General features: G+C 55.2%; 16 protein-coding genes. 8 read left to right on the forward strand and 8 right to left on the reverse strand.

The features are described 5' to 3' along the window. From L1D47_RS03390 to L1D47_RS03405, 4 genes are all read right to left on the reverse strand, one after another. On the reverse strand, nt 1–175 hold a 175-nt coding region (locus tag L1D47_RS03390), incomplete at its 3' end, for a transposase (protein ID WP_239882609.1). Between the two features lie 366 nt (nt 176–541). Next, nucleotides 542–1,132: a hypothetical protein gene (locus L1D47_RS03395; RefSeq protein WP_239882569.1), complete on the reverse strand. Its 591-nt coding sequence runs from the start codon at nt 1,130–1,132 to the stop codon at nt 542–544. 168 nt (nt 1,133–1,300) lie between these two features. Then, nucleotides 1,301–4,339: a molybdopterin dinucleotide binding domain-containing protein gene (locus tag L1D47_RS03400; protein ID WP_239882570.1), complete on the reverse strand. Its 3,039-nt coding sequence runs from the start codon at nt 4,337–4,339 to the stop codon at nt 1,301–1,303. 9 nt (nt 4,340–4,348) lie between these two features. Then, nucleotides 4,349–5,044, reverse strand: a complete 696-nt coding sequence (locus L1D47_RS03405) for a 4Fe-4S dicluster domain-containing protein (protein ID WP_239882571.1) — start codon at nt 5,042–5,044, stop codon at nt 4,349–4,351. 559 nt (nt 5,045–5,603) lie between these two features. Here L1D47_RS03405 and L1D47_RS03410 point away from each other — a divergent pair. The 7 genes from L1D47_RS03410 (at nt 5,604) to L1D47_RS03440 (ending at nt 14,385) form a co-directional block, all read left to right on the forward strand. Continuing rightward, on the forward strand, nt 5,604–6,569 hold the full coding sequence (locus L1D47_RS03410) for a LysR family transcriptional regulator (protein ID WP_239882572.1): 966 nt from the start codon (nt 5,604–5,606) through the stop codon (nt 6,567–6,569). Nucleotides 6,570–6,756: 187 nt separating this feature from the next. Continuing rightward, a complete protein-coding gene (locus tag L1D47_RS03415; RefSeq protein WP_239882573.1) occupies nt 6,757–8,970 on the forward strand; it encodes a molybdopterin-dependent oxidoreductase in 2,214 nt (737 codons plus the stop codon). Between the two features lie 10 nt (nt 8,971–8,980). After that, nucleotides 8,981–9,526 (forward strand): 4Fe-4S dicluster domain-containing protein, encoded by a 546-nt coding sequence (locus L1D47_RS03420; protein WP_239882574.1) that lies wholly within the window; start codon nt 8,981–8,983, stop codon nt 9,524–9,526. Further along, nucleotides 9,526–10,140 (forward strand): molecular chaperone TorD family protein, encoded by a 615-nt coding sequence (locus tag L1D47_RS03425; protein ID WP_239882575.1) that lies wholly within the window; start codon nt 9,526–9,528, stop codon nt 10,138–10,140. Before L1D47_RS03420 ends, L1D47_RS03425 begins: the two co-directional genes overlap by 1 nt. A 64-nt stretch (nt 10,141–10,204) precedes the next feature. Next, nucleotides 10,205–11,185 carry a formate dehydrogenase subunit gamma gene (locus tag L1D47_RS03430; protein ID WP_239882576.1) on the forward strand — a complete coding sequence of 327 codons (981 nt, stop codon included), beginning with the start codon at nt 10,205–10,207 and terminating at the stop codon, nt 11,183–11,185. A 137-nt stretch (nt 11,186–11,322) separates the two neighbouring features. After that, the gene (locus tag L1D47_RS03435; protein ID WP_239882577.1) at nt 11,323–12,411 is read left to right on the forward strand and encodes a porin; all 1,089 of its coding nucleotides are present in this window, start codon (nt 11,323–11,325) and stop codon (nt 12,409–12,411) included. Between the two features lie 75 nt (nt 12,412–12,486). After that, nucleotides 12,487–14,385 carry a methyl-accepting chemotaxis protein gene (locus L1D47_RS03440; protein WP_239882578.1) on the forward strand — a complete coding sequence of 633 codons (1,899 nt, stop codon included), beginning with the start codon at nt 12,487–12,489 and terminating at the stop codon, nt 14,383–14,385. A gap of 9 nt (nt 14,386–14,394) precedes the next feature. Here L1D47_RS03440 and L1D47_RS03445 read toward each other — a convergent pair whose 3' ends face one another. Then, nucleotides 14,395–15,303: a LysR family transcriptional regulator gene (locus L1D47_RS03445; RefSeq protein ID WP_239882579.1), complete on the reverse strand. Its 909-nt coding sequence runs from the start codon at nt 15,301–15,303 to the stop codon at nt 14,395–14,397. Nucleotides 15,304–15,390: 87 nt separating this feature from the next. On the opposite strand from L1D47_RS03445, the gene L1D47_RS03450 reads away from it, so the two are divergent. After that, complete coding sequence (locus L1D47_RS03450; RefSeq protein ID WP_239882580.1) at nt 15,391–16,341, forward strand: cysteine hydrolase family protein; 951 nt, start codon at nt 15,391–15,393, stop codon at nt 16,339–16,341. A 1-nt stretch (nt 16,342) separates the two neighbouring features. On the opposite strand, the gene L1D47_RS03455 is transcribed toward L1D47_RS03450, so the two are convergent. The 3 genes from L1D47_RS03455 to L1D47_RS03465 form a co-directional block, all read right to left on the reverse strand. After that, a complete protein-coding gene (locus L1D47_RS03455; protein WP_239882581.1) occupies nt 16,343–16,702 on the reverse strand; it encodes a YkvA family protein in 360 nt (119 codons plus the stop codon). Nucleotides 16,703–16,774: 72 nt separating this feature from the next. Beyond that, a complete protein-coding gene (locus L1D47_RS03460; RefSeq protein WP_239882582.1) occupies nt 16,775–19,096 on the reverse strand; it encodes a YgiQ family radical SAM protein in 2,322 nt (773 codons plus the stop codon). 140 nt (nt 19,097–19,236) lie between these two features. Then, on the reverse strand, nt 19,237–19,632 hold the full coding sequence (locus L1D47_RS03465) for an MAPEG family protein (protein WP_239882583.1): 396 nt from the start codon (nt 19,630–19,632) through the stop codon (nt 19,237–19,239). Between the last annotated feature and the right edge of the window lie 133 nt (nt 19,633–19,765).

Consider the following 19,765-nt stretch of genomic DNA (forward strand, 5'->3'; position numbering starts at 1 on the left):
CTTTGGGGGATACGCCTTGCTTCTCCTGTCGAAGCTGGTTTACCCATTTACGCATGGCTGAATTACTGACGCCCATCGCGCTTGCAGCCTCAGTTATGCTGTATCCCTGTTTCGTTACCAGCTGCGCAGCTTCTAATTTGAACTCTGCACTGAATGTCGGTCTTGTGTTCTTCATTTCTACCACCTTTTCTCTGGAAGTGAGTCTATCACTTCGTCTATTCAGGTGGCCAAATTCACTATGCCACTACAGTTTTTGTTTGCGCTTAATCAGATCACATTCCAAGGTGCAAGTTCACTCTAATCTCATGATTTATCTCAAAGTTATCAGGGGATTCCTCAGCGTGGAGCGTATATGGATATATTCACAGCGTGCCAAAAGAGTGCTTGCACATACGTCGTTCTTTCACATCCATGTGATCACGACATTGGTACTTCCATATACAGCACCCGCCGGGCAAGCGATAGGTCACAATGAAAGTTTGACCTTCAAAAACCAACCAAATACCCACTCAACCAGATGCTAAACATCGAAAACAAGAAGCTACTCATGCCCCCATGGCGCAGGCGGCAAGGCCACCGGCTTGGTCAGATCAAACGTCACCTTAAAGTCGCGATTCTCGCGGGTAAGACGATAGATAAACTGGCTCTCTGTGATCCCCATGTGCCACACATTGGTGACCGACTGGCTCAGGCCATTCTGTTTAAAGTTGTCGATCGAGTAGGCATCGACGGGGAAAGATTGCAGCTCGGCGCTGCCGCCATCTTGTGTGTCACCACCATACATGGTGACCTTGTCTTCGCTGCCATCTTGGTGTCTGTGATCGTGCTTGAGGCGCAGTCCGGTGTCCGTCTTAGTGATCACCCAGGTGCGGGAGTGATCCTCGCCCACATGAAACGGCACCTTGAGCTCGCCGTCGCTACACTCGCGCACATGCATCACCAGCTTCTTACCACTGAAAACCGAGTCGGCGCTGTTGCCCGCCGTCACCTCGCCTTCGAACGCCTGGCCACAGTGAGCGGCAATGGCATCAAAAAACTGAGTCTGTTCGACCGTGGTCGCCATTGCGGGGGCGGCTAACAATAGAGAAAAACTAGCGCCAAGAGATAGTGATTGAGATAGGGATTTTGCCATCTTGTTTTTATGCTCCTTTTTCATGAGCCTTTGGATTGAGCATCCACACTAGCACGAACAGATAAATTGAAGCTGAATAAAAAAAGCCCCCGAAGCCGAAGCGACGGGGGAAAGGTTTACAGGATAACTATGTTTACAAATACTTATGATTCAGCTTAAAACACAGGATCAAGCTTTCTCCACCCGCACCGGGATACCGTGGCGACAGTTGGCCCCGGTCCAGTAGTCGTTGAGCATACTGGCTGCGCCGTTACGGGTCGGGTCCGCCGGGATCATCTGGTTGATCGCCACCCCGCTGGCGCGGCTGGCAATACCGGGTAACCGCTTGCCATTGATGATGCGATCGTCACCGCCGAAGCCCTCGCTATGACCAAAGCCATGGGAGACACACACGGCGCCTTTGGCGACCCCGATATCTGTCTGCAAAGTGCCGACACAGGGCTTACCATTGGCGGTCATTAGGCGCACCTGGTCACCATCACTCAGCCCCTGGGTCTTGGCCGTATCGCTATGCATGTAGACGAAGTTGGTCGGGCTGATCTCGCCGATGCGTTTAAAGGCCACCGCGTAGTTAGAGCGTACCGTCGCCTTATAGCTGGAGAACAGCAGCGGATACTCGCTTTGGGGCCAATGGCTCTCCCAGGTATCGCCGTTCCAGAACTTATGTTCTTGCAGGGTCGGCGTGCCCGGATAAAACTCACCCGAGTAGGCATGACGCAGCTGCGCCACCTCCTGATGATAGATCTGCAGACACTTGGCCCCCGCGCCCTTGATGAAGTCGCCCTCGTAGCGATCGTCATCTTGGTAGTAGCCGCCGCGTGACAGCAAGGCCTCGACCCCGGCGGCCTCCTCGGCGGTGAGCCTAGGCTTAAGCGGTTTCATGGCGTAATCCAATCCGGCCCAGAGACGATCTTCCTCGGTCACCCTAGGCAGCTGCTCACACTGGGCGGCGACGTTGGCCAGGTATCTGGCGTGCCAGTCCTCGAAGGTCAGCAGATCCACCTTGCGGCCATCGCTGGTTGCCAAGGCCTCCTTACCAAAGCCTGGCAGCTTGAGCCTGAGGGCGATATCGATCAGCAACTGCTCCATGCAGATATGCTCTCCCGCCTCATTCTTCTCGGTTCTCGGGGTCACCACGGGCGATGCCGCCACCACGCCCAGCTTATGAGATCCCCACATGCGATCCGCCGCATACTCCTCGAGCATGGAGCGATCCGGGATCAGGTAGTCGGCATAGCGATTGGTCTCGTTCATGTGGCAGTCGATCCCCACCACCAGCGGCAGACGCTTAGGGTCGGCGATGCTGGCCACCACCTCCTGGCTGATCGATGCCGCGCTGTAGAGGAAGTTGTTGCGCCAGTTGAACAGCGCCTTGGCACTGTAGGGATCGCCGTTGGCATGGCTGGTCCACTGCTCGGCCGCATTCATGGCGGGCAGTACCTCATGCCAAGGGGTGCTGGCGGGATAAGGATGCTTACCCTGCTCCACCTTGAGACGATATTCGGTCGAGGCCTCGTAGGCACCGTCGCGGCAGGCGTTAACGATGCCGTCGAGCGATACGCCGCCCTCGATGTTGGCCAGATCATACAGGCCCTCCAAGCCACCGATAGGCCCGTTGCCATAGATGGCGCCGCCCTTGGCATCGTGGGAACCCGCCAAAGTATTGAGCAGCGCCCAGATCCAGCCCATCACGAAACCATCTGACGAGTTGGTGCCGCCGTTGCCTGCCACACAGGCCTTACGGCCATAGTGAGCCAAGTCCTTGGCCACCTGACGCATATCTTTGATGCTGATACCGCTGCGCTTGGCATACTCTTCCATGCTGGTGCGCTGAGCCTCGACGCGTAACAGATAGAGGGATGACATCAGGGTCACCTTGCGACCACGGCTATCGGTAAGGCGCTTGTTCACAAACAGCTCGGCCTTGTCACCGGACTCGGCGGAAACCAGCGTCTGGCTGCCCGCCTTGATGATTAGCGCCTCATCGCCGCCCAGGCCGAAGTCTTGCGCCTTGGCAAACTTACGATAGTCGGGATGCTTAGGGTCCATCACCACCAGGTGGCCGGCGTTGGTGTAGTTCAGCTCACCTGCCGCCTCGGCCGCCTTCTGGCTCGGATTCTCAAGGTGTGGCTTGTTAAACCATTGCTCTTCGAGCATGGTGCGGATCACCCCGAAGGAGAAGGCCGCATCCTGGCCGGGTTTTACCGCCAGCCAGGTGGCGTTGGTGTCGGCCGCGACCGTGGTGCGCAGCAGTGGATCGACACACACATATTTAAAGCCGCGATCGACACGGCTGTTGGCCAGCCCCCGGCCGACACGGTTAAGGCTCACGCCTGACGAGCCAGGACTGGTGCCCATGAACAGGCCATATTCGACGTTTTCCCAATCGACATCGTTGAGCCACTCTTCGAAACCCGCCGCCATGCCCAGGCTGTAACCCGTTGCCTGAGCGGCGCCGCAGTAGGCATGCTTAGTCCCCAGGTTAACCGTGCCCCATGATTGCATCATGAAACGAGCATAGAAGCTTCCGCGCAGGGTATCTTCGGCGCAGAAGGTGGCAAACAGCTGATTCGCCTTGCTACCAAATTCGCTATGGCCCGGTTTCACCTCCTGATCCAGCCGACGAATGGCGCGCAGCCCATCCACATGGCCTTCGCCAAAGAGATCGCCCCCTTCAACTATCTCCTGCAGTGCCTGTTCATAGCTGATAGTGACCCATTGTCCACTGCCACGCTTGCCAGCACGCTTCAATACCTGAGTCACCCGGCGCTCATCGTCCACCGAATCGACACAGCTCGCCCCCTTGGCGCAAGTAGTGGCGCGATTCTTAAGGCCCGCCTCGCCCGCCAGGGCGATATAGCTCTGCTTCACCTCTGTGCTCAACGGCAGCGGCGAGCCTGAGTTGTTCTCGCAGTAGGGGTTACCACCTACCTTCAAGACCTTATCTGTCTTCTCATCCACACGTACCCTGAGGCCACAGATGTTGTAGCAGCTAAAGCAGCGGGAATAGGCGGTGCGTACCCCCTCTGTCTTTTGCCATTTACCCTCGCCATCGAAGCCCCCCTCGGCGGCGACGGGATGACCGAAACGTGTAATGTCCTGGGTCTTTTGCGGTTCAGACTCGGCATTGACTCGACTGCAGGCCGCACCCGTGATGGTCGCGGCAGACACCAGACCCGCCTGAGTTAAAAACTTACGTCTATCCATCTTTGACTCCTAGCGCTGCCAATCGAGGTAATTGAGATTCAAAATGGCTTGGTCATCGGTCGATGTTGGCAAACCAATATAGAAGATGTTGGGTGAGGTGCCGGCATCGGACAGCATGGCGTAGACCTTGTTGTCCCGCACCAACTTAGATACCTGACTATCGGGATCGTTAAGGTCGCCAAAGGTGCGGGCGCCACCGATACAGGTCTCGACACAGGCGGGTAGCAGACCCTGAGTTACGCGGTGAATGCAGAAATTACACTTCTCGGGCGGGTTATCCAGGCTCTCATCCTTACGGCGCGCCCCATAAGGGCAGGCATCGACACACAGCTGGCAATGAATGCACTCTTCGTGGTCTATTACCACTATGCCATCTTCCTTACGCTTATAAGTCGCCTCAACCGGACAGACCTGGGTACAAACAGGATTGTCGCACTGGTTACATTGGTTCGGCACCGCAAGCGTCGCGATGCGCTCACCCAAGGTCAGGCTGGCCTGGTTGACTCGGGTACGGCATCTGCCCACATCTGTTTGATTTTCAACGGAACATGAAACGGTACAGGAGAGACAACCGGTACAACGTCTGACGTCAAACACCATGGCATAACGTTTTCCAAGGGTTTTCGCTTGCAGCGTGCTGGCGGGCACCAATGAGAGCAGTGCTCCTCCTGCCGCCATTTTTAATATCGAGCGCCGATCTAACATAACGAGATCCTTAACTATGTTTTTCTAAAATAAAAACATGACTTCTGCATGACTTCTGGAAGGTTTCTTTATTATTTAAAATACACACGCAACAATAAAACTTGCAACAGGCAATAAAGCTATAAATTGAAATTAAAATAGAGATCACGAATCAAATAAAAATATAAATTCGATGAAATTATTTATGAGCAGCGGGTATAATAGTCACAGTAAAAAGACGAACTTCTCATATTAAAAATAAATTTAATTTTGATGAAATAAAATCGAAAGCTCACAATTCGAACACTTACCCTACCTAAACAGCAACTTACGGCTACACCAGTGATAGCAAGGCCTGACAAGCCCCCGCCTAGAAGTTGTTCGCCCGTACCAGTTATGATGAAAGATATATAAAGTCTGAAAATTTTAAATATCGCATTTTGCAAAATGCAGATATTAAAAAATGAGAAGTAATGCAAACTTTAAATAATAGCCATGTTAAAAGTGTGACTTTCAACACTGAACATGTGTAGATATATATAGATGATAATACCTCAATATATTTACTTAGTTCACAGCCATGAATAAGATTGACCAACTTAATTACAATCAACTAAAAGTGTTCATCGCCGTCTATGAGCACGGGCAGAGTCATCAGGCTGCCAATGAACTGGGTATTACTCCTTCAGGTGTAAGCCGCACCCTTAAGATCTTAAGAGACATCTTTAAAGACTCACTCTTTATTCGTCGTTGTTCCGGCTTCGTCGCAACCGAGAAGACCCACCAGCTGATCCCGCTGGCCAGAGAGTTGGTGGCTCACTATCAAAAACTCGAGATGCAGCACTCGGTGTTTACTCCTGCAGAATCAGGTGGCCAATATGTTATTCATGCCTATGATGAGTTCATCTATGCCGTACAGCAGGTGATCCGCAACGAGATCCTTACCGAAGCGCCCAACATGAAGTTCGATGTTAGGGTGCTGACTCATGACTGCAGCAGCGATCTCGCCAATGGCGATGTCGATTTTGTGGTGGTCTATGAAGGCTTTAACAGTAAGAACCTCAACGCCGAGATGTTTTCGGCGACCGACAATCTCTACATTTTGGCACGCACCGGCCATCCACTTCTCAAGCAAGCACTCACCCTCGCCAATATCACTCAATACCCTTGCTTAGAGATAGACAACTATGACGACCTGAGCTGTCCGCTACTGGTGAACCTCTGCCGCGAAGAAGATCTGTGCATGGAGGTCGAAGGCTACACAGACAGTGTCGCCACCGCCATGCGCCTGCTGAGTCAATCTGACGCGGTCACCTTGGTTTGCAACGAATTTACACGTGAATTCGTCGACATGTTGCCCAGTGTGCAATGGGTCAAGCTACCTGATGAGCTGGCCAAACGCTGCCGCATTCGTCGCCGTGAAAACCGCGAGATAGGCAATTACCTCCTGTATGGCAACGTGAATCAGTCAACGGCCTACAACTGGGTGAAGTCTAAACTCATCTGCGGCCTAGAAAGCGCCTGGCGCAGGGCGGCAGAACGCTGACAAAAGTTTTGATGGTGAGATCGACAGGCTACTTGAGGCACCCTTGCATACCCCTTTCGCAGCTGATCTTGCCATCTTTTTAAATCGATAACGATAACAAAACAGGTATGCAGCGAGTCCTGGACTCACAAACATTTGAGCAATGTCTGTAAAAAGCGTCTTAGACGCATCAAGATGGGGAACACTTATGAAAATGAACAGACGCACCTTCTTGCAAGGTGTCGGAGCCAGCTCCGTCGTCGGCTCGTTATCCGGTCTTATGCCCGGCATAGCAAGTGCAGGCGAGAAAGGCAACGCGCCCGATAAGCTATTGAAACGCCAAGGGGAAATTAAATACCACACCTGCCAACGTAACTGCGCCGACCGCTGTTTGTTGAAATTCACGGTGCAAAACGGTCGTATGACCTATGTTGAAGGTGCTTCAGAACTGAAGAAGATGGGCACCTCTCCTTGCGTGAAGGGTCATGCCTACGTGCAATACACCTATGCCGCCGACCGTATTCTGCACCCGATGGAACGCGCGGGCAAGAAGGGCGAAGGCAAATGGCGCCGTATCTCTTGGGACGAGGCCTATGACAAGATCGCCAGCCGCCTGCAGCAGATCATCAAAGATCATGGCGCTGACTCTATCCTACCCTACAGCTACTCGGGCCACGAAGGGGTTATCGGTAAATACGGCGGACCTAGCCGTTTCTTCAACGCCGTCGGTGCCCGCAAGCTCGACCGTAAGGTGTGTGTGTTCGCCGCCTATGAAGGCCTGAAATCGGTAACGGGTACCTATCAGGGCCCCGATCCTTACGACAACATCTACACCAACTGCTACATCTCTTGGGGCCAAAACGAGACGGCCACCAACGTACACGGCATCAAGTTCATCAACCAAGCCCGTGACCGAGGTGCCAAACTGTTGGTAGTTAACCCAGTGCGTACCCCTATCGCCTCGCAGGCCGATATCTGGTTGCAGCCTAAGCCGAGTACCGACACCCACCTGGCGACAGGTATCATGAAATACCTGGTAGAGCATGATCTAGCGGACCTCGAGTTCATCAAGGCCAACACCCTTGGCTATGACCAGCTGCTTGAGCGCCTGAACACCATGAGCTACGAAGAGATCGAGCGTGTCACCGGTGTGCCTAAAGCCAAGATGTTCGAATTCGCTCGCGTCTATGGCGAATCAGAGTTGTCTGTGCTGCGTCTGGGTTACGGCATGCAGCGTAACTACAACGGTGCCCGTATGTCTCGCGCCATCGCCATGATGCACGCGGTTGCCGGCCAATACGGCAAGATCGGCAATGGCTTCATCTATGACAACACCCAGGCCGATGACAGCCTCAACTACAGCAAGGGCCGTGCGGATCATATCCACCCGAACCCAGACACGGTTGGCCACGTCAACATGACGGAGATCGCCAAGGCGCTCCACCCAGAGAACCCAACGGCCTATGGCAAGCCGATCAAACCGATTAAGGCGGTGATCAACTATAACGGTAACTTCGTCTCGGTTGCGCCCGACTCAAACGCCTGTCGCCGCGGCGCGATGCGCGATGACCTGTTCTTGGTCGTGCATGACTTCCTGATGACAGATACCGCAGAGCTGGCCGACATTATCGTACCGGCGGCCACTCAGTTTGAGTTCCCTGACATGGGTACCGACTACAACTGCTACCACATGCAGACCTCGGAGAAAGTTATCGAGCCCCTGGGCGAGTCGAAAGACAACTGGATCTTCTTTAAGGAGCTGGGCGCCCGCATGGGACTGGACCGCTTCCCTGAGATGCGCGTGGACTATGAGCAGATCCTACGCGACTTCCTCGACACCGAGGAGCCGGCCTTTAGACACAACAACATCACCTATGAGCAGATCATTCGCGATAAGTTTGTCACCGTCTATGACCAACGCCCTTACTTCGGCGACGGCAAATATAAGACGCCAAGCGGTAAGATCGAATTCTACTCGGAGATGATGAAGGAAGCCGGCTACCACCCTGTCATCGACTTCGGCCTACCGGAAGACGAGATGGTACAGGAAGAGAAGACACTCCCGTTCCGTCTGCTGTCTCCTGCCATTCCGCAGCGTGCCAACAGCTCTTTCTACAACGTGAAGTACATTCGTAACTTCCCGGCCTACTTAGCCAAGATCAACGCCGAAGATGCCAAAGAACTTGGCATTCAGAACAACGATCGCGTCAGGCTCAGCAACCAGCGTGGTGAAGCCCACTTTATCGCCCAGGTTTCTACCCAGGTGGTCAGGGGAACTGTCATGGCACCGAAGAACAACTGGCGCCGCATGGACCCGCAGGGCAAAGACAGCTGTACCAACAACCTCACTACCGACACCTTGACCGATATGGGTGGCTGCTCAGCGTACCACTCTACTCGCGTCGCGATTGCCAAAGCCTAAGGAGTAACTGATGTCGTTAAATAAGAAAGTGGGCTTTGTGTTCAGACAAGAGAACTGTGTCGGTTGCGGTGCCTGTACCGTTGCCTGCCAGATCCACAATGAACTGCCCGAGAACCATAGATTCCGCAAAGTCGATCGTTATGAGGTGAAGCGCGACGATGGCGCCATCGATGTCTGGCTATCTCACGCCTGCATGCACTGTGAAAACCCGGCCTGCCTCATGGTCTGTCCGGCGAAAGCCTACCATGTGCGCGACGACGGTATCGTGGTGCTGGACCGTGAGAAGTGTACCGGTTGTGGCCTGTGTGCCAGCGCCTGTCCTTACGCCGCGGTAAGCATCCGCGAAGACGATGGCAAGGCCGACAAGTGCAACATGTGTGTCGAACTGCTGGATCGCGGCATGAAACCCGCCTGCGTCAGCGGCTGCCCGGTTCAGTGCCTGGATGTAGGTAATCTGCAAGAGGTACTCAAGCGTCCATCGGCAAGCAAGCAAGGCATAGGCTATGGCGACTGCATCACCAAACCTAACCTAGTGATCATTAAGGAACGCGCATAATGACAGCAGAATATGGCCCAACGGCAATGGCTTATCATGCCTTTAAATCGATGATGTTTGCGCCCTCGGATACTCAAGCGCTCGCGGGCTTAATCGCCTACCTGGAGCAGGAGTCACCCGAGAGCCCCTTACTCGTCGAGGCACGCAAGTTCAGTGACGACGCATCCGAATTGGAATTTGATTTTAATCGCATGTGTATTGGGCCATACAAGCTATTAGTCGCCCCCTACGAATCGGTTTACCTCAGTGGCAATCATCAGATCTTCACCGAAGAAACCGTTCGTGTGGCCGAGTTTTACCAACAGATAGGTCTGGTCATCGACGATAGCTTTAACGAGCCGGCCGACTTTATTGGTAACGAACTCGAGTTCCTCTACTGCCTGCATGCCATGGCTGCCGAGCAACAAGCGCTGGAAAACAGCGAGCATGTTAAGGCCCTCAACGAACTCGCGGCGGAGTTTCTCGACGCCCATCTCGGGCGTTGGATAACGCCCTTCTGCGAGGGGATCGTCAAACATGCGAAACAGGCTTTCTGGCCGCTGTTTGCTCAGGAGCTACTGCAGTTTATTAACCAACAAATTCAAGCGGTGCCCCGCCAAGAAGGCGCCGAATGATCGATGAATCTGCCTGACACCAGGCAGGTTCCAACGCGACAAGCGATGTCGCAAGGAGTTTTCAATGAGTAAAGCAATAAGATGGTTAAGCCTTATTGTGCTCGGTCTGTTTGCATCCAGTTATGCACTGGCCGAAGAAACCGCCACCCTGCAACCTCAGCAGTGGCAAACCATTCAGGAACATGCCATTCCAGGCGATATTCCTGAGATCCGCGGCATGCCGACTCAGCCTGAGCTGCTGATGCCGGCGTCCATTCCTGAGCAGGCCGACGAGTCGCTGCTGGGCTATCTGGGCGCGACCGACACCATCGCCTTCGCGCTATTTGCCAGCCTGTTTGGCGTCATTGCACTGTTTATTCTGTTTGTGGTGGTTAACGGCGTTTCCAAGCTGGATGACGGCTTCTCGGGCAAGCTCATCAAGCGCTGGTCAGGTCTGAGCGTCAGCGTACACTGGCTGGGCGCCATCCCCTGTATCCTGCTGCTCCTCACCGGTCTGGTACTGGGCGGCGGCCGTTTCTACTTCGAACCTGGCATGAATGCCGGTGCCTGGACCGCCCTGGCGGGCCTTTCCAGCAGCCTGCATGAACTCATGGCCTTCCCCTTCATCCTCGGCTATGTGCTGATGGTGCTGATGTGGGCACCCAAGCAGTTCCCCGCCAGCTACGACCTAAAATGGTTTGCCGTACTGGGCGGTTACATCAACTTTGGTAAGAAGCAGCATCCCGATGCAGGCTTTGCCAACGCGGGTGAGAAGCTGTGGTTCTGGGTCTTCGCCCTCTTCGGCGGTGTCATGGTGGTGTCAGGCCTGGCAATGATGTTCCCTGAAACCTATGGCGTCACCAAGAACACAGCCAACCTGATGCTGGTACTGCATATCGTCTCGACCGTGGTTATCAGCGCCTTCTCTGTGGTGCATATCTTCATGGCGACCGTGATGTCAGAAGGCGGCATGTCAAACATGACCTCTGGCTACTGTGACGAGAACTGGGCCAAGCAACATCACAACCTCTGGTTCGCCGACCTGAAGAAGACTGGCAAGGTTTAACCAATACCCGGCCCGTGGCAATTGTCATGGGCCGCTTTAATCCCTTTTTTACCGCGTGCAAACGCCCCTATCCTCCATCGAGTCGATGGCAGGAGGGAGACTTGCATGCCTAGAAACCCTATTGAAGGCAAGAAGCCATGAAAAATCATAAAACTGTTTTTCGCACCTCAATGATCGCCACCGCACTGGCACTCACCGCCACTAACGGCTACGCCGCCGGGCAGCCCCTCGCCGAGCAGGTCGAGGCGCTCAACCAGCGTATCGCCCAGCTGGAAACTCAGGCCGCTCCCTCACAGTTCAAGAACAGCGAAGTCAGCCTATACGGCTCGATCCGTCCGACACTGAGCTACCTAGATGACAGCACGGATGAGACCTGGGACGTGAGAGACGCCCTCTCACGTGTCGGTATCAAAGCCAGCACAGAATTTGCCGATGGCTGGCGCGCCATCGCCCAGGGCGAATGGAGTGTCGACATCGCCAACTCTGGCAACTTCGGCAAGGCCAGACAGGCCTATGTGGCCATCGCATCACCCTATGGTCAGGTGGGCATAGGCAAACAGCGTCCGGCGCAGTACAGCCTGATCGTCGAGTATGTGGATATCTTCAACCACGGCAACAGCCCTTACGCCTACGACCATGAAAGCCCCTTCTTCGTCGACAACTTCGTCACCTACAAGCTGGTAACCGGCGGTTTCACCTGGATGGCCGGCGCCCAGTTTGACGGCGATAAAGGCGATACCGGCGCCGATCTGGTCAACCTTGGCGTAGGCTATGATGTGGGTACCCTGCATCTGGGTCTGGGTTATGTCACCCAAGACAGCCTGGAGAATGGCCAGGTCAATGGCGATAACCAGACGCTGGGCGGCGTGGTCGCCTACACCTTCGGCAACGGTCTCTACCTTGCCGCGAGTTATCAGGATAAGGAATACAACTTCGACAATCAGGGGCTAAACGCCGATCGCAGCGGCAGCACCTTAGATACCGCGCTGGCCTACCCATTGGGCGATGCCTATAAGATCAAGCTGGGGTACTTCCAGTTCAAAGACGGTATCGAGGATGTCAGCTCTATGGACTACGACGGCTTCAACACCACACTGGAATGGAACCCGCTGGCCAACGTGCGCGTGCACCTCGAATACCTGGACAAGAACTACGACAACTTGAGTGACGACCACGCCGTCACCGTCGGCTTCCGCTATGACTTCAACCTAAACTGGAAGGGCTGATCGCCCAACTAGGCTCCCTCCAGAAGAGGCCAGATCTGGCCTCTTCTATTCCACATCTCATGGAGTTAGCAATTGATGGGATTCAAGAAATCACTCGTAACCTCAATGGTCACCCTAGTCGTCCTCTGCCTGTTGATCTCCAACTGGCTCTCCTATGTTCAAATTAAAGAAGCGACTATCAACAGAGTCAACGACAAGCTCACTGGTGTAACGCGCAATGAATCCGCCAGGGTCGCCACCTGGTTTACCGCCAAGGCACAAGCATTAGACGAACTGGCCCGACACTACCGCCTTGGGAGTTATCACGACAACTATGTCAACACCGCGCGCCTTGCCACCGATTTATCTGGTGTCGCCCGTATCTATTTTGGCTTCGATGATGGCAGCGCCTACTCGACCGAAATCGGCGACAAGTGGCTAAACGGCAAGGCGATTGCCGGAAAATACGACCCCAGAACACGTCCCTGGTATCAGCAGGGCAAGGCGACCAATCAACTGGACGTGACCGATATCTACATCGACGATGGTACTGGGCATAAGGTGATCTCCATCCTAAAGAACCTGGGAGATGGCGTGGTACTCGGTGACATCGAGCTTACCTACCTGCATGAGGTTATCAGCGCGATCGATTACCCGGGCGCGGTCGCCCTTATCACAGACCAAACCGGCAAGGTGCTGGCCTCAGACTCTCCGACGCTAGTGACCGGCAGCCGCTTTAGCGATTTTGGCCTTTCTCAGGTCGAGCAGAAGCTGATTAGCCACGATGAGGTGATGCAAGAGTATCGTATCGACGGTGTCGACAAACTCGCCTTCTCGAAGGCCATCCCCCTGGTCAACGGCAAACAGTGGTTTCTGTTCATTGGCTTAGATAAGTCAAATGCTTACGCCGTGGTTGATCAGGCACTCAGCAGTGCTCTCATCTCCTCTGGCATCATGTTGCTGTGTGCCATCAGCATCTTACTTGGGGTTCTGTACCTCCTCTATCGTCCCATCTTATCGCTCAAAGCCATGGTTACCGAACTGTCTAAGGGTAATGGTGACCTCACCAAGCGGCTCGAGATACATAGCAAGGACGATCTAGGCCAGATATCCATGGGCATCAACCAATTTATCGCCAATCTGCAAACCATGATGCGCGAGGTGTTACAGGCCTCGGCGCATATCTCAAGCAGCGTCGAGCGACTCAACGCAGAAACCGAGACCAACCGCCACATCTTGTCCGCTCACACCAAGGAGACAGAGCAGATCGTCGCAGCGGTAGAAGAAATGAGCGCCACCGCCAATGATGTCGCTCAAAATGGTAACGAAACCGCCTCATTTACCCAGCAGACCAATGAGCAAGCCCTAGCTTCCAAACAGCAGGTTGCCGAGGCCACCGAGACCGTTAATCGCCTGGTCGGGGAGGTGGAACACACCGCCGATAAGATAGGTCAGATCGACAGGGATACCATCAACATCACCCAGGTGCTCAAGGTGATCGGCGACATTGCGGATCAAACCAATCTGCTGGCGCTCAACGCGGCCATCGAGGCGGCTAGAGCTGGCGAACAAGGACGGGGGTTCGCCGTCGTGGCCGATGAAGTGCGCGCATTGGCGGCGCGCACACAGGACAGCACGGCGGAAATAGAGGTGACCCTGAACAATCTGAGGCAAGCCTCCAACAGTGCAATTCACTCGATGGAGGTTACCAAACAGACTTGCCTTGAAACGGCCAACTCGACTGAGAGGGTCGCCACAGATCTCGATGCCATCGGTAACTCAGTCAACCAGATCAACGATCTCAACACACAGATCGCCACGGCCGCCGAAGAGCAAAGCTCGGTCTCGGCAGAGATCACCCGTAACATGAGTGCCATCTGCGACATGGCCAATGAACTGGCTCGCAGCGGCGAATCGAGCCGTAACGAAACCGTCAATCTGGCCACCGCCAACCAGCAACTGGAACAGATAGTGGGACAGTTTAAACTCGACTAACCCCTTCCCTCAAACACTCCCGGGGGCCTTCTGCCTGAAGGCCTCCTTTAGCCTGTCCACCACCAGACGCAACACCAGCGGCAACTGCTGTTGATAGGCGTGGATGGCAAACACCTCCCGTGATGGCCCCCTATGCTCGGGCAATACTCGCTGCAATTTTCCCTCGGCCAGCTCTGCTTGAATAAAAATAGAGGGCACCAGGGCGATGCCTAGACCATTGATGGCGCTGTTGATAGCGCTGATGGAGGTGTTGAGCCGAATCTCCCTGGCCGCAGTAAAGGCCAGCGCATCAGGCCCCTCTAGTACAAGTGGTCGCTGCCAGGGTAAGAGGATCAGGCTATGGTCATGCAGACTTTGGGGCGTAATGGGCGCACTTAGGTTAATGTAACTGGGCGCGGCCACCAGGACGCTATCGAGCCAGCCGATGGGGATGGCATGGTAGCCACTGTCTTTCTGCGGCCCGACGGAGATCGCCATATCCAGGTTGTGCTGCAAGATGTCCAGCCGCGCATCGTCATAGTGCATCTCAGGCAGAAGCTGAGGAAACTCACGGCAGAGATCGGCGATGATGGGGGTAAGCAGCGGCGCCTCGAACGCCAGCGGCGCGGTGATCGCCACCCGCCCAGCCGGCACGGCCTGCTGGGCGTGAGCGGCCTCTAAGGTCTCGGTCATCAGACGCCAGAGTTGTTGGCTGCGCTGCGCCATCGCCTCTCCCTGAGCGGTCAGATGCAGCTGACGCGTGCTGCGGGTCAGCAGCTTAACACCGAGATCTTGCTCCAGCTGGCTCACATACTGACTCACCGCCGACTTGGTATGGCCAAGCGCCTCCGCCGCCGCGGTAAAGGAACCTTGATTGACCACCTCATCGAATACCAACATCTGGTAGGTCAACCGTTTTTGTTCATTTTTTCTGAACATTGTTATCAACCAAAGCCTAAATATAGTAAATAAAAAGAACAATAGACTGACCTCCTTATCGATTCAAGTGAAAAACAAGGAGCCAACATGAGTCAATCTATCCACCAAGCCGTCATGCAAGCCAGCCAAGCCTGGATTGCCGATTTCAATCGTCAGGCCTTTGCCGACTGCATCGCCCGCTACCTGCCCACGGCAAGGATGCAGGTCTCGCCCTTCGGCCGCTTCAATGGCGTGGAAGCCATTAGCCAGTTCTGGCTTGGCTTCGCCCAGCAAAATCCGGGGGAGCTGGTCTATCGCAATGTGCAGATCAAGGTGCTCAGCGACAGGCAGGCGATACTGTCGGCCAACTGGCGCATGAATATCGCCAGCGGCTTCATCAGCAAGGAGCTATGGACCCTGCCCGACGACGGTGAGTGGTACCTGGAGGAGGATGATTTTAGCGTGCTAACTCAGCTGAGCGAGCCCCTGCCGCTACAGCAGCGCACTGCCCTGGTGCTGGTCGACCTGCAAAACGACTACTTCAAGGGGGGCCGCTTCGCACTGGATAACTGCGAGGCCGCGGCGGCCAACGCCGCTAAGCTGCTACATCATTTTCGTGCCAATCGACTGCCGGTGATCCATATGCAGCATATCTTCGAGGATCCTAACGCCAGCTTCTTTCAGACAGGCACACCTGGCGCTGAGATCGCCGATATCGTCGCGCCCAAGGGGCAGGAGCCGGTGATCGTTAAGCATCATGTCGATAGCTTTCTCGGCACGACGCTCGAACAGACACTGGTCGAGCAGGGAATAGACAAGCTGGTGGTTGTCGGCGCCATGGCCCAGGCCTGTGTGCAGACCCTGTGTCGCAGCGCGGTCACCCGAGGTTTCGAGTGTGAGGTGATAAGTGATGCCATCGCCGCCCCAAGCCTCTCCTGGGCTGAAACCCAGCTGAGCGGCCATCAACTGGTGGCGGCGAATCTGCTGTCGCTGAGCTTTGGCGGCGCCACGGCGATAACCCTGGATCAGTGGTTAGCCGAAGCCAAACTGGCAGGCTAGCTCAGTCGAACCAGGCCGAGGTCTTGGCCGCGGCCTGCTGCTTCACCTTGTCATCGACATACATGCTGACCATAGCCAGCGCCGCGGCTAGGGCGCCAAGATCGTCTGAAAACCCCACCACGGGCGTGAGGTCGGGTATGGCGTCGAGTGGCGTGATGAAATAAGCCAGGGCGCCGAAGATCACCGTCTTGGCCCACTTGGGGGTATCTGGTCTTTGGGCCGCATAGTAGAGACACAAGGCATTGTCGATCACCTCGCGCCCGGCCAACTTGGCAAACTGCTTGACCTTATGCCAAAAGCTCTCGTCGCTGTAGCCGTCGACCTTAGCCTTGCCATTTGAGTCTTCTCTTGGGTCGCTCATGGTAAGCTCCATGCAATAAAAAGGGGAGTGGTTAAATACTCCCCTTTTTTTGTCGCTTTGACCAGCAGCAGTTTAGCGTTGATGCTTGGGCGTGGTACCCCAGGCGTTCTTCGCCGGACGCTTGCCGGGCTTACTCCAGCCGCCCTTGCCCGAATCACCTTTACCCGAACCGCCCTTACCTGCGGCCTGACCGCTCGGCTTGCCCTTAGCACCAGACTTAGCACCGGGCTTAGTTTGAGCCTTGCCTTGGCCATTGCCCTTACGCTCGTCGAACTGGTTGGCGCTGAAACGGGTCACGGCCTTCTTACCCGCGGGCGTCTTAGCACCCTTGGCGCGATAGCCCTGGCGCTCCTGGCGGGTTTCCGCCGGCACCAGGCAGTTAGCGCCGCCACCGATGAGGTGTTCCTTACCCATCTTGATCAGTGCCTCGCGGATCATAGGCCAGCCGGCCGGGTCGTGATAACGCAGCAGCGCCTTGTGCAGCTTACGCTGACGCCCGCCCTTGGGCACATCTACCGTCTCACTGCTGTGCTTGACGTTTTTAAGCGAGTTAAGCTCGGTGTGATAGATGGTGGTCGCATTAGCCATAGGTGACGGATAGAAGTTCTGCACCTGATCCAGCTTAAACTTCTCGCCCTTGAGCCAGAGCGCCAGGTTCACCATATCCTCATCCGTAGTGCCCGGATGGGCCGAGATGAAGTAAGGAATAAGATACTGTTTCTTGCCCGCCTCGGCGGAATACTTATCGAACAGCTCCTTAAACTTATGATAGGTCCCCATGCCCGGCTTCATCATCTTGTTCAGCGGGCCCTCTTCGGTATGCTCGGGAGCGATCTTCAGATAGCCGCCCACATGGTGGCTGGCCAGCTCCTTCACATAGCGGGGATCTTCGGTCGCCAGGTCGTAACGCACCCCTGAGGCGATCAACACCTTCTTGATCCCCGGCACGTCACGGGCGGCGCGGTAGAGATCGATCGTCGCCTGATGGTCTGTGTCCAGGTGGCCACAGATAGAGGGGAAGACACAGGAGAGTCGACGACAGGTACTCTCGGCCTTCACCGAGGTACAGCCCAGGCGGTACATGTTGGCAGTTGGGCCGCCAAGATCGGAGATCACCCCGGTAAAGCCAGGCACCTTATCCTGAATGTCCTTAATCTCTTTGATGATCGAGTCCTGGGAGCGGCTCTGGATGATGCGGCCCTCATGCTCGGTAATGGAGCAGAAGGAGCAGCCACCGAAACAGCCCCGCATGATGTTGATCGAGGTCTTGATCATGTCATAGGCAGGGATCTTGTCGTTGCCATAGACGGGGTGCGGCACTCGCTTATAGGCGAGATCGAATACCCCATCCATCTCGTCGGTGTTGAGCGGCCAGGCGGGCGGATTGACCCAGATGGCTCGCTCGCCGTGGGGCTGGAACAGGGCGCGGGCACAACCCGGGTTCTGTTCCTGGTGCAAGATGCGCGAGGCGTGGGCGTAGAGGTATTTATCCCCGGCGACCTTCTCGAAGCTTGGCAGCAGCACATAGGTCTTCTCCCAGGGCTTGGGTCTTGGCGGCTGCACGGAGATCGCCTTAGGCGCGTCGTTATCGAACACCTTAACGTCGCTTGGGCCCGAGAGGTTTTGGCAGCCTACGTCATCGGCGCCATAGGGGTTGGGGATAGGATCTATCTTATGCAGCTGATCCAGCTTCCGTGAATCCATCCCCTTCCAGCCTGGCATAGGCTCTTTACGTATCACTGTGGTGCCGCGCACGTCGTGAATGTCACGCACATCCTCGCCCGCCGCGAGGCGATGAGACAGCTCCACCAACGGGCGCTCAGCATTGCCGTAAACCAAGATATCGGCCTTGGCATCTAAGATCACCGAGCGGCGCACCTTATCCGACCAATAGTCATAGTGGGCGATGCGGCGCAGGCTGGCCTCTATGCCGCCAATGACCACGGGCACCTGCTTAAAGGCTTCCTTACAGCGCTGGGTATAGACGGTGACGGCACGATCAGGACGCTTACCGCCCAGGTTACCGGCCGTGTAGGCATCGTCGTGACGCAGACGGCGCTCGGCGGTGTAGCGGTTGATCATCGAATCCATGTTGCCCGCGGTCACCCCGAAGTAGAGGTTAGGCTTGCCCAGCTTCATGAAGTCTTCTTTGCTCGACCAGTCTGGCTGGGAGATGATACCCACCCTGAAACCCTGGGCCTCCAGCATACGGCCGATCACCGCCATGCCGAAGCTAGGATGATCCACATAGGCGTCGCCGGTGACGATAATGATGTCACAGCTATCCCAGCCCAGCTTGGCCATCTCCTTGCGCGACATGGGCAAGAAGGGCGCCGGTTTCTCATTGCGGCCCAGATACTTGGGATGGGAAAAGAGTGTGGATTCGACCTGCATGTATGATACTGCCTAACTTTCAAACCAAAGAATAAGTGTAGTCGCCATGCGGCTCGGCGTGACGACCACTAAAAGGAGGCGGAGTATAACAGCGAAACCCGCTCAGGTGTGAACAAAAAAGCAGCAACGATGGCGATTTTCTATGCCAAGATGAAATAAAACAGATTCACCAGGGCCAAGGCCAGGATGACAATCCAGCTCAGCAGGACGCCCCAGAAGCGGCCGAAGTGATAACCGCCGCGCCCCTGAGTCAGACCGATAGCATGTAAGATGCGCGCCACCAGCCATAGGGTGCCCGCCCCGTGTAGATAAACCGGTGCCAGACCGTTGAGTTCAGCCACCAGCAGCAAGAGGAGCGCGATTGGGGCATTCTCGATGAGATTGGCATGTACCCGACTCGCCAGGCGTAGGTCGTCACTGCCGCCAGAACCCAGACCGATTTTAAGCCCGCGCCGCAGACGTACCACGCGATAGGTGAAGAACACCGCCATGATGGCAGTGAGTGCAATATAAAATCCCGAAACGCTTACCGACATATCTCTATCCTTAATGACACCAACTAAATTTCACGCCACTCTTTAACACCGACAAATAAAAGCCCTAAATAATACCAATCACAGTAAACATGTGATCAGAAATAGCGCAGGAAAAACGCTTGAGAACAAAGCA

This window comes from Shewanella sp. Isolate7, assembly GCF_022398425.1.
Lineage (GTDB): Bacteria > Pseudomonadota > Gammaproteobacteria > Enterobacterales > Shewanellaceae > Shewanella.